Raw genomic sequence first — 13,959 nt, 5'->3', positions numbered from 1 at the left:
GCGTCACACCGGCGCGCCCGGACCACGTCGTCGCGTCTTCTCGTCGCTGGTCGCGTCTCCGCGTCACTGTCTGTCCACGACGACGAGCGACGGCTCCGTGTCTGCCGGTGGTGGTTACCGCGCGCGTTACCCCGGACTCGTCGGCGCGCCTGGAGCGGCGGCCTCACCCCTGTCGACACCCACCCACGAACGGTCCCGACTGCTCGTCTGCCACGTTTCAGTACGTGATAGGCAGTCGTTACGGGGCACCTGGTGGGGTCTCCGGCCCCGTACCCCCCGAATCCGGTACAGCCCGTGAGACGGCCGGTATAGAGTCCCTACCGGTCGTGGGACGATGTCGGTGCGGAGTATAGAGAGTCATTTACCAAGGATTGTCATGCATTTGGAGAAGTCATGGCGAAAGACCGTTCGGGCACGACCCGCAGAGCCTTCCTGGCGACCGGCGCACTCGCGTTCGCGGCAGGGTGTACGAGCACCAACGACAGCGCGAGCACGCCGACCTCCACGCCGACGAACTCCTCCACGACCACCCCCGTCGGTACCCCCGGTTCAACCACCACGCAGACCGAGACGCAGACGCCCACGCCCGCGGCCCCGCAGGTGTCCCCCGAGTACCTCGGATCGTACATTGACAGCGGCGAGGTCGTCGACGACATGAGCGACCTCTCCGAGTGGTCCGGCGAGGGCACCGTCCGCGCGGACGAGGAAGCACGGTTCCACGGCGACCAGTCGCTGTACTACGAGAACACGGGCTCGGTGTCGCTCACCCGCCGGTTCGGCTACGCGGACCCGCTCGACCTCTCCGACAAGTCGCTCTCGTTCTCGGCCTGGTTCGACGAGCCGAAGGACGCCCAGCCGACGTTCACGGTGTTCGCGAAGGCACCCGACCGCCACAACCGCGTGCGGATGGAGATGTCCTACACCGCGAACAAGAAGGCGGGCTGGCAGCGCTACGACCCCTCGACGACGGCCATCGAGGGCTCGCCCGACCTCTCGAACGTCACCGAACTCCGCTTCGCGGCGTACGGCGGTGACCACGACTTCAAGTTCCACCTCGGCGACCTCCGGGTCCACGACAAACCCGAGAAGGGGAAGGTCATCTTCCGCTTCGACGACACCCACCGCCAGCACTACTCGGACTTCTACCCCATCCTCGACGACTACGGCTACCCCGGTATCGAGGCCGTCGTCAAGCAGGCCGTGGGCAACGCCGACCGGCTCACCCCCTCGCACCTGCTGGAGATGCGCGACGCGGGCTGGGACCTCTGTCACCACACGCGCTACCACGACAACATCGCCGAGATATCCGAGAAGACGCTTCGAGCCGACATCGCCGAGATGAACGAGTTCTTCGACGACCTCGGCGCGCCCGAGGGGAAGGACTACGCCATCTACACGTTCGGCGCGTACGACGGTGCCTCGATGGACGTCATGGCCGACAACTTCGACCTCGTGTTCGGCGGCGGTGGGCTGGGGAACTACAACCTCACCAACCCGATGGCCGTCAACAGCCTCGGCAGCGACGGGGACGTCGACGGGGCCATCGAACTCGTCGACCAGGCCGCCGAGTTCCGCTCGCTGGCCGTCCCGTTCTTCCACCAGGAGGACCCCGAGGAGTTCCAGCGCCTCGTCGACCACGTCCACGACCTCGAACAGGCCGGGAAGGTCGACGTCATCAACGCGTCGGACCTCCACGCGTACCTCTACTGACCGGCCGCCCACACCGCGGTCCAACCGCGACTCGTGACCCGGACCGCGGGTCCACCGACCGGTCTTGCCACCGGTCCCCGCCTCGCCACGCTTTTGTCGTCGCCAACTGTCTCTAGTCGTATGTGCGCCGGCACCGACCCCAGTCGCCCGTTCGCTCACCGCCGACCCGTGAGCCGGTGCTGTCGCTGTTGACGCCCTCGCTCCTCGCTCGCCCCGTCTCGACCGCCGACCACACGACCAGTTTCCACCAGCTATGTTCGACCGACTCCGCGAAGACGTCCGCACCGCACTCTCGACCGACCCCGCCGCGAAGAGCGCCCTCGAAGTCGCGCTCACCTACCCGGGTCTCCACGCCGTCTGGGCACACCGCGCCGCCAGTCGACTGCTCGACGGCGGCCACCCGCTCGCCGCCCGCGTCGTCTCGCACCTCGCCCGCGTCGCGACCGGTGTCGAGATACATCCCGGCGCGACGCTGGGACGGCGGGTGTTCATCGACCACGGGATGGGCGTCGTCGTCGGGGAGACCGCCGAGGTCGGCGACGACGTCAAGCTGTACCACGGCGTCACACTGGGCGGGAACTCACCGGAACCCGTAAAACGGCATCCGACGCTCGAAGACGGCGTGACGGTGGGGGCGAACGCGACGCTCATCGGCGCGATAACCGTCGGCGAGGGGGCGACCGTCGGGGCCGGGTCGGTCGTCGTCCGCGACGTGCCACCCGCGACGACCGTCGCTGGCAACCCCGCGAGACCGCTCGGTGAGCGCGACGAGGAACCGCCGGTATCCCAGCATCCACGTGGGTCGACCGCCAACGAGGAGTGATGAGCGACCAGTCCGAGTCGGGAGCGACGACCGGGACCGAGACCACCCCCCGCGCGGTGCTCACCGACGACCCCGTGATGGCGCAGTTGTGGGACGAGTACGGCCCAGTGGACCTCGAAGCGGCGGTGTACGACGACGAGTTCGAGCGCATCGTCGTCAGCGTCGTCAACCAGTCGGTGTCGACCGAGTCCGCGAACGCCGTCCGCGAACGGCTCTGGGCCGTCCTCGACGACGAGGTGACGCCCGACTCGATTCGTGGGGCCGACGACGAGGCGCTCCGAGACGCCGGCCTGTCGGCGGGGAAGGTCGAGTACCTCCACCACATCGCCGACGCGTTCGACGACCGTGACTACTCCCGTGACGGACTGTCGGACCACGACGACGACGCCGTCGTCGACCTGTTGACCGAGATTCGGGGCGTCGGCGAGTGGACCGCTCGGATGTACCTCCTGTTCGCGCTCGGCCGCGAGGACGTCCTCCCGCTCGGTGACCTCGCCGTCCGGCGGGCCATCGAGGACCTCTACGGCGCGGAGTCGCGCGCCGAGATGCGCGATATCGGGGCCGCGTGGGCACCGTACCGCTCGTACGCGACGGTGCTGCTCTGGCGCTGGTACGAGGACGACGACCGCGCCCCACTGTCGTGAACTGCCCGTAGAAATCGCATCAGCGTCCGGAACTGCTCGGCGGCGCTCGCTCCGAACCGCGCTTCTCGCGAGTCGTTTCACTCCTCGCTCGTACTTTCGAGGGCTCCCGGCTGGACGCCCTCGCTACTCCTCTTCTTCGAGCATCTCGTCGTCGTCTTTCGACGGGCCGGCGTCGCTGTCGGCGCGCTTGCGGACGTCGACCTGGTAGTGCTGGAGGATGTCCCGACCGAGGAGGAGCGGGTAGTCCATGTGCGAGCGGTCCTCGACGCTGGCGGTGACGGTGTGCTGTCGCCCGCCGATACCGATGACGAGGTCGACGACGGGGCGAGCCTTCCCACCTTTGACGCTCCCGGACTTTACGCGGGTCATGCTCTTGATGGGACCGGCGCCGATTTCGGCGGCCAGCGAGGTGTCGATGCTCGTCCGGGTCGCACCCGTGTCGGACTTCGCGAGCGCGGTGACCGACCCGCTGGTCCCCGAGACGACGACCTCCTCGATGTAGCCGATGAGGGGGGTGTCCTCGCGCATCATCGCCGGCGTCCGCGGCTTGCACGACGGTGTGGAGTCGTCGAGCGTCGCCGCGAGGTCGTGGACGCGCTCCTCGTCGACCTCACCGCCCGCGCGCTCGATGGCCATCTGGGCGATGTAGGGCGCGGGGGAACGGCCCGTCGCGCTGTAGAGGCCCTTGAAACCGGCCGTCGGGTTCACTTCGAGGACGTACCAGCCGTCCTCGCCTTCGATGAGGTCGACGCCGGCGTAGTCGAGACCGATGACCTCGGCGGCGTACAGCGCCGTCTCCTTGGCCTCCTCGGGCAGTTCGTCGGTCATGTCCTGGACGTCGCCGCCGAGGGCGACGTTGGTCCGCCAGTCACCCTCGGGTGCGAAGCGGTGCATCGCGCCGATGACCCGCTCGCCGACGGTGTAGACGCGCAGGTCGCGGTGGACCTCGGCGTCGCGCTCGATGAAGTCCTGGAGGAACGCCTGGCGGTTGCCGACCTTCGGGTTGACGGGTTCGGTGAGGTCGACCTTCCACGTCCCACCGCCGTGGGTGCCGATGGCGGTCTTGTAGACGCCCTCGTCGCCGAAGCGCTCGCGGCCGGCGTTGAGGCGGTCGTTCGACAGTGCGAGCAGGGCGTCTGGCACCTGGATGTTCCAGTCGGCGAGCGTGACGGCGGTGGCGAACTTGTGAATCGCAGTGAGCACCGCCCCCGGCTGGTTGAGCATCGGGCGCAGGCGGTTGAACGTCGTGGCGAGGCCGAGACCCTCGGCGGGTTCCTCGGTGTTCGAGAGCAGCAGACGATTCGCGATGATGTCGACTTCGGGTTCGATGACGACCTCACCGTTCTCGATGTTCACCGCGGTGTTCTCCTGACGGAGCCACTCGGGGTCGTGTCCGAGGTCCTCGACGGCGTTGAGGATGGCCTTGGTCTCCTTACTGTTGTGTAGCGAGAGAACACCGACGGAAACTCGCTCGTCGTTGTCGGTCATACCGGGTGAATCATCGCGGGCGTAAAATGCGTGCCGGTCGAGAACGCGCGAGAGGACGTTTCAGCGGCGTGACGGGGGAGTTTATACGCCGCCGGAGCAGTGACGTGGTATGACAGAGCCACAGCCGTTCACCTACAACGGTGGAACGGTGGCCCCCGGGGAGGTCCAGGACCTCCGCTACAGCGTCAGCGAGACGTACCTCGGCGACCCGGTCCGTATCCCCGTCACCATCATCAACGGCGAACGTCCCGGGCCGACGATGTTCCTCAGCGCGGCCGCCCACGGCGACGAACTCAACGGCGTCGAGGTGGTCAGAGAGGTGGCCCACTCCTGGGACCACTCCGAACTCCGCGGGACGCTCGTCTGTCTCCCCGTCCTCAACGTCCCGGCGTTCATCGCCCAGCAGCGCTACCTCCCTATCTACGACCGCGACCTGAACCGCTCGTTTCCCGGCCGGGAACACTCGACGGGCGCGAAACGGATGGCCTACCGCATCTTTCGGAACTTCATCGAACCGTGTGACCTCGGGTTGGACTTCCACACCTCGACGCGGGGGCGGACGAACATGCTCCACGTCCGGGCGGACATGGAGGAGGCCAACGTCGAACGTCTCGCCAACGCGTTCGCCTCGAACGTCATCCTCTCTAGCGAGGGACCGGACGGCACCCTCCGTCGCGAGGCGACGAAGGCCGACACGCCCGCCATCACCATCGAGATGGGCGAGGCCCACCGCTTCCAGCGCGGCCTCATCGACCGGGCGCTCGACGGCGTCAGGAGCGTCCTCGCGGAGTTCGGCATGCGCGAGGAGGAGAGCGTCCGCTGGCCGGGGTGGCGGACCGTCATCGACGACTCGGGCGAGAAGACCTGGCTCCGAGCGGACGTCGGCGGCCTCGTCGACATGCACTACGACAGAGGGTCGCTCGTCTACGAGGGAGACGCCATCTGTACCATCGCCGACCCGTTCCGGGCCGACAGCGTCGCGGTCGAAGCGCCGTTCACCGGTCTGCTGGTGGGCGTGCTGGAGAACCCGCTGGTCTACCCCGGCAACCCGCTGTGTCACCTCGTGAAACTCGGCGACCGGACTCTACTCGCGCTCGAACACGAGCAGGGACGGGTCGGCCAGGACCGCTCGTAGGCTACCGACGGACGAGAATCGCTCGCACACGTGCCCTTCTGACGACACGAAACGGCGGAAAACGGCCACCCCACACCGTGAGTTAGTAACTACTATACTCGCCGCCCGCGAGGCTCCATTCATATGAGCCAGTCGTACGACAGGGGGCTCGTCGAGGACTTCGGCCGGTGGCGGGACTTCTCCGCCGGCATGTGGGCGTGGGTGTTCCACAAGTTCACCGGGTGGGTCCTCATCGGCTACCTGTTCACACACATCGCCGTTCTCAGCACCGCGATTCCGGCCGCTGGCGGCGACCCAAGTATCTACACGAACACGCTGCAGGGGCTCGAGGACCTGCTCGTCGTCCGGTTCCTCGAAGTCGGCCTGCTGGCCGTCGCCGTCTTCCACATCCTCAACGGCATCCGCTTGCTGTTCGTGGACCTCGGCGTCGGGCTGACCGCACAGGACAAGAGCTTCTACGCGTCGTTGGTGCTGACGGGTGCCATCGTCGTCGCGTCGATCCCGACGTTCCTCGTGGGGCAGCTCTGATGGCAGAACACTACTCCTCGTTCAGCCGTCACGGCACGGGGTGGCTCCTCCAGCGCCTGACCGCGGTGTTCCTCATCGGCGTGCTGGCGTTCCACTTCATGCTGTTGCACTTCGTGAACCACGCGGCCGACGTGACGTTCATGGGAACCCAGATGCGGATGCAACAGCTCGGCTACTTCGTGACGATGATCGCGTTCCTCGTCACCGCCACGTTCCACGGCGTCAACGGCGTCTACAACGCACTGGTCAACCAGGGGCTCGCTGGCACGCAGCGAACCGTCGTCAAGTGGAGTCTCGTCGCGGCGAGCGTCGCACTCGTCCTCCAGGGAATCCGCGTCGCGTTCGCGATGACCGGCAGTCCCATCCTCTGAACATGAGCACACAGATCCAAGAACAAGAGAGCGAGCAGGAAGAACAGCAACAGGGCGAGTCCGTCCCCGCCCAGCAACAGCGTCGCATGGACCAGAAGCGCGAGCGCGCCGCCGACGAGGAGCGCCAGCGCGAGCGGGTCGAGTCGTCGCTCGACGACGAGGACACGCGGACGCTGAAGGTGTTCCGCTACGACCCCGAGGTCGAGGGGAAGAAAGACCCCCGCTTCGACGAGTTCGTCGTCCCGTTCCGGAAGGGGATGACGGTGCTCGACGCGCTGATGTGGGCGCGCGACCACTACGACTCCTCGCTGACGTTCCGTCACTCGTGTCGCCAGGCCATCTGTGGCTCCGACGCGCTGTTCGTCAACGGGTCGCAGCGACTCGGTTGCAAGACCCAGCTAGCGGACCTGCAGAACCCCGTCCGCATCGAGCCGCTGCCCCACCAGGAGGTCGTCAAGGACCTCGTCGTGGACATGCAGCACTTCTACGACCAGATGGACGCCGTCCAGCCGTACTTCAACGACGACGACGTCCCGGACGGTCTCGAAGAGCAGCGTCAGACCCGCGAGAACCGCGAGAAGATCAAGATGTCCACGCGCTGTATCTGGTGTGGCGCGTGCATGTCCTCGTGTAACATCGCTGCGGGCGACAACGAGTACCTCGGCCCGGCGGCCATCAACAAGGCCTACCGGTTCGCGATGGACGACCGCGAGGGCGAGGCGATGAAACAGGAGCGTCTCGAGATTCTCGAACAGGAGAACGGCGTCTGGCGCTGTCAGACCCAGTTCTCGTGCACGGAGGTCTGCCCGAAGGACATCCCGCTGACCGACCACATCCAGGAGTTGAAGCGCGAGGCGGTGAAGAACAACCTCAAGTTCTGGTAACCCTAGCGATTCACTAGCGAACGACGAGCGAACGACCGGTCGCCCTCGCGGCGACACCAATCTCAACACACTACACAACATGGCGATTCACGAACACGACGTCATCGTGGTCGGCGCGGGCGGTGCCGGCCTCCGAGCGGCGATTGCAGCACAGGAGGAGGGCGCGGACGTCGCGCTCGTCTCGAAGCTCCACCCGGTCCGCAGCCACACGGGCGCGGCCGAGGGTGGCATCAACGCGGCCCTCCGCGACGGCGACTCGTGGGAGGACCACGCGTACGACACGATGAAGGGGTCGGACTACCTCGGCGACGCCCCGGCCATCGAGACGCTCTGCCAGGACTCCCCCCAGGAGACGATGCAGCTCGAACACTGGGGCATGGCCTTCTCCCGCGACGACGACGGGCGGGTCTCTCAGCGACCGTTCGGTGGCCTCTCGTTCCCCCGGACGACGTACGCGGGTGCGGAGACGGGCCACCACCTGCTCCACACGATGTACGAGCAGGTCGTCAAGCGCGGTATCCGCGTCTACGACGAGCACTACGTGATGCGCCTCGCTGTGACGGACCACGAGGACCCCGAGGAACGGCGCTGTCGCGGGGCTGTCGCCTACGACATCAAGACCGGCGACATCAACGGCTTCGTCGCGAACAACGGCGTCATCCTCGCGACGGGCGGACCGGGGCAGGTGTTCGACCACACCACCAACGCCGTCGCCAACACCGGCGACGGGCCGGCGATGGCCTACCGCGCGGGCGTCCCGCTGGAGGACATGGAGTTCATCCAGTTCCACCCGACGACGCTGCCCTCGACGGGCGTCCTTATCACCGAGGGGGTCCGCGGAGAGGGTGGTATCCTCTACAACAAGGACGGCGAGCGGTTCATGTTCGAACACGGCTACGCGAACAACGTCGGCGAACTCGCTAGCCGTGACGTCGTCGCCCGCGCCGAGTTGACCGAGATCAACGCGGGCCGCGGGTTCGAAGACGACTACGTCCTGCTCGACATGCGCCACCTCGGCGAGGAGCGCATCACCGACCGACTGGAGAACATCATCCACCTCTCGGAGGACTTCGAAGGCGTCAACCCGCTCGAGGAGCCGATGCCGGTCAAGCCCGGCCAGCACTACGCGATGGGTGGCGTCGAGACCGACGAGAACGGCGAGACCTGCATCTCCGGGCTGTACGCCGCCGGCGAGTGCGCCTGCGTGAGCGTCCACGGCGCGAACCGCCTCGGCGGGAACGCGCTGCCCGAACTCATCGTCTTCGGCGCTCGTGCCGGTCGCCACGCCGCCCACCGTGAGAAGGGTGAGTCCCAGATCAAGACCGGTCCCTCGGCGAAGACCGAGGACGGCGTCGTCGACACGCCGGTCACGCCCGGCGAGGTCGGGTCGCCCGGCGACGACGTCGCCGCCGACGGTGGAGCGCTCGTCGACGCCCCCGCCGGCGAGGTCGTGAACCGTGCCGTCGAACAGGAGCGGGCGCGCGTCGAGCACCTGATGGAGCGCGACGGGACGAACCACGCCGAGATTCGCGCAGACCTCCAGGAGACGATGACGGCGAACGTCAACGTCTTCCGCGAGGAGGAGGGGCTGAAACAGGCACTTCGTGACATCCGCGAGTGCCGCGAGCGCTACCAGGACGTCGCCGTCAGCGACCCCTCCCACACGTTCAACACCGACCTCATCCACACCATCGAGACGCGCAACCTCATCGACATCGCGGAGGCGCTGACGCTCGGCGCGCTCGCCCGCGAGGAGTTCCGTGGTGCCCACTGGCGCGCGGAGTTCCAGGAACGCCGCGACGAGGAGTGGCTCAAGCACACGATGGTCGCCTGGAACGACGGTCGCCCGGAGCTGTACTACACCGACGTCATCCTCGAAGGCGAGGACAAGGAGTACGAACCGAAGGTCCGGAGCTACTGAGTACCGGCCCCTTCGACGCGATTTTAGCGGACTCCGACCACAACGCTCGCCGACGGCAGCCTCGGCGCTCTTCGACCTCGACTCCCGAGCGCCGCGGGCCGTTGCAGGAGTTGCGGACGGGCAGTGGATATTTCAACACACCCGATGTAGCGGAGCGACGAGGAAGGGTGCTCGTGGTAGAATCGAACGCCGGCTGCCACGAGGGCCGGCACGCGTCTCTAGGGCTTCGCGTGGTTCGATACCCGCCCCTTCCTCCAACACGATTCTGAGTCCGGGTGCGGCTCGACGTCTCCCAGCAGTTCTATCGAGCGACGCCCGACGCTCGCGAGCACGTCGTGTCAGAAATCGAACGGCTGCAGCCTCGTGGAGGGTGGCGGTACACATATCCGAGTCGCCGTGGACTGAGCCAGTATGCAAGCCGTCATCCTCGCCGCCGGCGAGGGCACCCGGATGCGACCGTTGACGCACTCGACACCGAAGCCGATGCTCCCGGTGGCCGACCGGCCGCTGGTCGCCCACACCGCTACGGACGCGGTCGAGGCGGGAGCCGACGAACTGGTGTTCGTCGTCGGCTACGAGGGCGAAGCGGTCCGAGAGTACTTCGGCGAGGAGCTCGCCGGCGTCCCGGTGTCGTACGCGAGCCAGGAGGAGCAGTTGGGCACCGCTCACGCCGTCCTCCAGGCGCGAGAGCACCTCGACGGTGAGTTCGTCGTCCTCAACGGCGACGACCTCTACGACCGCGCGGCCATCGCCGACCTGTTCGAGGGTGGGCCGGGCGTCGCCGCCTACCGCGCCGACGAACCGTCGAACTACGGCGTGCTCACGCTCGACGGGACGGGGAACGTCGTCGACATCGTCGAGAAGCCAGAACACCCCGACAGCGACCTCGTCAACGCCGGGGCGTACCACTTCCCCGCCGAGGCACGCGAGTGGTTGGACGTCCCGATGTCCGAGCGCGGCGAACACGAGATCACGGACGTCCTCGCACGAGTCGTCGACGAACACGACGTGAGCGCCGTCGAGGTGAGTCGCTGGCTCGGCGTCGGCCGGCCGTGGGAACTGCTCGAAGCCAACGAGTGGAAACTGAGCGAGTTGGAGGGGCGCATCGACGGCGAGGTCCGCGGCGACGCCGACCTGCGCGGTCCCGTCGTCGTCGAGGAGGGCGCGGTCGTCGAACCCGGCGTCACCGTCGAGGGGCCGGCGCTGATTCGCTCCGGCGCGGACGTCGGACCGAACGCCTACATCCGCGGAGCGACGCTCGTCGGCGAGAACTGCCACGTCGGTCACGGCGTCGAACTGAAGAACAGCGTCCTGATGCACGACACGAACGTCCCCCACCTCTCGTACGTCGGGGACAGCCTGCTGGGGCCGAACGTTAACCTCGGCGCGGGGACGCAGGTGGCGAACCTCCGCCACGACGGCGAGGCAGTGAAACAGACCGTCAAGGGCGAGCGCGTTTCGACGGGTCGTCGGAAGTACGGCGTCGTCGCGGGCGACGGCGCGAAGACGGGTATCAACTCCTCGCTCTCGCCCGGCCTCGTCCTCTCGGCGGGCGCGTTCACGACGCCCGGCGAGTCGGTCGACCGCGACCGCTGAACGGTCCCGAAGACTCATACGTCCGTCCGGACACGTTCGACTCGTGACTGGTCCTCGCACGCGTAGAGCGCTCCTCCGCGGGAGTGCGCTCGCGCTCCCGCTGTTGGCCGGCTGTTCGCTCCCGAGTGGCGACGACGGAACGACGACGCCCGAGCGCTACCCACTGCTCGAGCAGACGACGCTGTACCTCGACCCGCGGGTGCGACTCGACCTCCCCTCGGCGGTCGAGCACGCAGGAGACGCGGCCGACGCCGACATCGCGCTACTCCCCGTCGACCCCGACATCGATCCCGAACGGGCGGTCGAGTGGCTTCTCGACGGGACGGCCGTCGGCGTCCTCGGTCGCCCCGCCCACGAGTTCCTGCTGCGCGTCCAGACGAGCGACGCCGCGGACGAGGCGCTCGGGCAGGGAGGCTACGGCGTCCCGAGTCCACCGCCCCACTTCCAGATCGGACACGTGGTACGGAACGACGACGGGAGCGGTATCGTCGCGACGGCGGGGTTCTCGTGGGGTGACCTCGGCGAGGACGAACTGCCGAACGACGACCGGGTGCTCGGTGCGCTCGAACAGTTCCTGACCGACCGCGCGAGCGAGACGCCGACCCGTTGAACGAGCGGCGAACGGCCGGAACCGACCCCCGACTTCAGCGGTCGACCTCGCCCATGATGGTGTCGAGACTTCCCAGTGTGGCGACGAGGTCGGGCACGTACTCCCCCTCGGCCATCTCCGGAATCGCCTGGAGGTTCGAGAACGACGGCCCGCGAATCTTGAAGCGGGCCGGCTTGTCCGTCCCGTCGGCGCGGATGTAGATACCGAGTTCACCCTTGGCGGCCTCGACCGCACGGTAGGTCTCGGTATCGCTGTCGGGTTTGAGCGTCCGGGGGACGTTCGCCTGAATCTCGCGGTCGGCCTCGGGCCAGTCCTCGAGTAGGTCGACACACTGCTCGATTATCTTCGCCGACTCCTCCAACTCGCGCATCCGGACGAGCAGTCGCGAGTAGTTGTCACAGCCGTCCTCGACGACGACGTCCCAGTCGAGTTCGGGGTAGTAGCCGTAGGGGTCGTCGCGCCGGAGGTCGTAGTCGACACCCGACCCGCGGGCGACCGGGCCGGTACAGCCGTAGGACTTCGCGACGTCGGGGTCGAGGCGGCCGGTGTCGAGGGTGCGAATCTGCATCACCTCGTTGGCCGTCAGCAGGTCGTGGTACTCCGAGAGGCGTTCGGGGAGTCCGTCGGTGAACGAGCGGACCTGTTCGAAGAACTCCTCGCGCGGTTCGGGGAGGTCCCAGGCGACCCCGCCGAGACGGAAGTAGTTGAACATCAGCCGTTGGCCGGTGAGGTCTTCCAGGAGGTTCTGGAGGCGCTCGCGCTCCTGGATGGCGTACATGAACGTCGCGGTGAACTCGCCGATGACGTCGAGCGCGAACGCGCCGACCGCGAGGAAGTGCGAGAGCATCCGACTCAACTCCGCGCTCAGCGTGCGGACGACCTGTGCGTACTCGGGCACCTCGATGTCCGCGAGGTCCTCGGCGACGCGGGCGTACGCCCACTCGTTGCAGAGGCCGGCCCCACCCCAGTCCCAGCGGTCGGGGTACGGCATTATCTGGTGGCGGTAGGTGCCCTGCTGGCACATCTGTTCCTCGCAGCGGTGGATGTAGCCGATGTCGGGGTCGACGTCCGCGACGCACTCCCCGTCGAGGACGACCTTCAGGTGGAGGACGCCGTGGGTCGAGGGGTGGTGGGGGCCGATGTTGAGCAGCATCGTGTCGGTCCGGCGCTCGTCGTCGGCCAGGGGGTTGGCGTGTTCGCGGAAAGTGACGACCTGGGACTGCTCCTGGTCGTAGTCCTTCCGCATCGGGTGCCCGACCCACGTCTCGGGGAGGAGGATGCGACGGGGGTCGGGATGGCCCTCGTACTCGATGCCGAACAGGTCGTACGCCTCGCGTTCGTGCCAGTCGGCGGTGCGGAACACCGGTTCGGCGGAGACCGACACCGGGTCGTCGCGGGGGACGGGGACGACGAGACTCACCTCGTCGGTCGGGTCCGCGTACCGTTTGAGGTGGTAGATGCTCTCGAAGCGGTCGTCGTAATCCTGGGCGGTGACACACGAGAGGTGGTCGTAGCCCAGGTCGTCGCGGAGCGTCCGGAGGGCGGCCAAGAGGTCGTCGGGGCGGACGACGAACGCGTCGGCGTTCAGGTGGTCGTCGGTGGCGACCGCGAGGTCGTCGAGGGCGTCGGCGGGGGTCGAGGCACCGTCGGCCGGGTCGGCCGTGCGGGGCGTGTCGGCGTGGTCGAGTCGCATCCGTACCCGAACGTCTCACTCTCTGTACCGGGAGCGTTCTGCCGCATCGACTAGGCTCTTTAAGTGCTCGCCGCGACAGCCTCCAGTGATGCGGTATCTTCGTTGTCGACTGCGGTTCTCGGAGGACGCTATCCACCCCGTGCACGCTGCGCTCGGCGAGGACGACACCCCCTCGCGGGACCTGCTCTGGCAGTGGAACCGGAGCGAGGAGGGCGACGTCTTCCTCTACTCCGTCGACGGTGACGTCGCGGCGTACGAGGAAGCGCTGCAGGCGACGCCGCTCGTCGAGGAGCACGAGTTGACGGCGGCGGGCGACGAGCGCCACTACGTCTTCGTCCGGCAGGCTCACCGACCGGTCGACGAGGGCCTGCTAGGAGCGATGTCGCGGGCCGGCGTCCTCGTCGTCCCGCCGGTCGTGTTCAACGCGGACGCGACCGCCTCGCTGACCGTGGTCGGTGAGTCGACGGCGCTCCGTCGGACCGTCGAGTCGGTCCCCGCCGTCGTCGACGTGGACATCGAGCGCGTCGGGGAGTACGCGGGCCACCCGGGTCGGTTC

General features: G+C 67.6%; 13 protein-coding genes. 11 read left to right on the top strand and 2 right to left on the bottom strand.

The genetic code is table 11. The features are described from left to right. Positions 1-393: 393 nt before the first annotated feature. The 3 genes from M1L36_RS17840 (at position 394) to M1L36_RS17830 (ending at position 3,177) form a co-directional block, all read left to right on the top strand. Positions 394-1,710: a polysaccharide deacetylase family protein gene (locus M1L36_RS17840; RefSeq protein WP_250875091.1), complete on the top strand. Its 1,317-nt coding sequence runs from the start codon at positions 394-396 to the stop codon at positions 1,708-1,710. A gap of 253 nt (positions 1,711-1,963) precedes the next feature. Next, a complete protein-coding gene (gene cysE, locus M1L36_RS17835) occupies positions 1,964-2,533 on the top strand; it encodes a serine O-acetyltransferase (protein WP_250875090.1) in 570 nt (189 codons plus the stop codon). Next, entirely contained in the window at positions 2,533-3,177 is a 645-nt protein-coding gene (locus tag M1L36_RS17830; protein WP_250875089.1) for a DNA-3-methyladenine glycosylase family protein, read from the top strand. The genes cysE and M1L36_RS17830 overlap by 1 nt, the downstream gene beginning before the upstream one ends. A 123-nt stretch (positions 3,178-3,300) precedes the next feature. On the opposite strand, the gene M1L36_RS17825 is transcribed toward M1L36_RS17830, so the two are convergent. After that, complete coding sequence (locus M1L36_RS17825; protein ID WP_250875088.1) at positions 3,301-4,665, bottom strand: RimK family alpha-L-glutamate ligase; 1,365 nt, start codon at positions 4,663-4,665, stop codon at positions 3,301-3,303. Positions 4,666-4,774: 109 nt separating this feature from the next. Between M1L36_RS17825 and M1L36_RS17820 the strand changes: the two genes are divergently transcribed. The 7 genes from M1L36_RS17820 (at position 4,775) to M1L36_RS17790 (ending at position 11,710) form a co-directional block, all read left to right on the top strand. Beyond that, positions 4,775-5,800: a succinylglutamate desuccinylase/aspartoacylase family protein gene (locus M1L36_RS17820; RefSeq protein ID WP_250875087.1), complete on the top strand. Its 1,026-nt coding sequence runs from the start codon at positions 4,775-4,777 to the stop codon at positions 5,798-5,800. 123 nt (positions 5,801-5,923) lie between these two features. Then, entirely contained in the window at positions 5,924-6,328 is a 405-nt protein-coding gene (gene sdhC, locus M1L36_RS17815) for a succinate dehydrogenase, cytochrome b556 subunit (protein WP_250875086.1), read from the top strand. Further along, positions 6,328-6,699 carry a succinate dehydrogenase hydrophobic membrane anchor subunit gene (locus M1L36_RS17810; RefSeq protein WP_250875085.1) on the top strand — a complete coding sequence of 124 codons (372 nt, stop codon included), beginning with the start codon at positions 6,328-6,330 and terminating at the stop codon, positions 6,697-6,699. The genes sdhC and M1L36_RS17810 overlap by 1 nt, the downstream gene beginning before the upstream one ends. A 2-nt stretch (positions 6,700-6,701) precedes the next feature. Next, a complete protein-coding gene (locus tag M1L36_RS17805; RefSeq protein WP_250875084.1) occupies positions 6,702-7,583 on the top strand; it encodes a succinate dehydrogenase/fumarate reductase iron-sulfur subunit in 882 nt (293 codons plus the stop codon). Between the two features lie 85 nt (positions 7,584-7,668). Continuing rightward, entirely contained in the window at positions 7,669-9,504 is a 1,836-nt protein-coding gene (locus M1L36_RS17800) for an FAD-binding protein (RefSeq protein WP_250875588.1), read from the top strand. 411 nt (positions 9,505-9,915) lie between these two features. Beyond that, the gene (gene glmU, locus M1L36_RS17795; RefSeq protein ID WP_250875083.1) at positions 9,916-11,100 is read left to right on the top strand and encodes a bifunctional sugar-1-phosphate nucleotidylyltransferase/acetyltransferase; all 1,185 of its coding nucleotides are present in this window, start codon (positions 9,916-9,918) and stop codon (positions 11,098-11,100) included. 43 nt (positions 11,101-11,143) lie between these two features. Continuing rightward, positions 11,144-11,710: a hypothetical protein gene (locus M1L36_RS17790; RefSeq protein WP_250875082.1), complete on the top strand. Its 567-nt coding sequence runs from the start codon at positions 11,144-11,146 to the stop codon at positions 11,708-11,710. Positions 11,711-11,744: 34 nt separating this feature from the next. On the opposite strand, the gene M1L36_RS17785 is transcribed toward M1L36_RS17790, so the two are convergent. Next, complete coding sequence (locus M1L36_RS17785; RefSeq protein WP_250875081.1) at positions 11,745-13,403, bottom strand: NADH-quinone oxidoreductase subunit D; 1,659 nt, start codon at positions 13,401-13,403, stop codon at positions 11,745-11,747. 88 nt (positions 13,404-13,491) lie between these two features. Here M1L36_RS17785 and M1L36_RS17780 point away from each other — a divergent pair. After that, positions 13,492-13,959, top strand: a 468-nt coding sequence (locus tag M1L36_RS17780; RefSeq protein ID WP_250875080.1) for a hypothetical protein, incomplete at its 3' end; no start/stop codon positions are given.

Origin of the sequence: Halomarina rubra (genome assembly GCF_023699475.1) — an archaeon.
Lineage (GTDB): Archaea > Halobacteriota > Halobacteria > Halobacteriales > Haloarculaceae > Halomarina > Halomarina rubra.
Note: the sequence above shows the minus strand (reverse complement) of the source record. Positions and strands in the feature narration are given on the sequence as shown.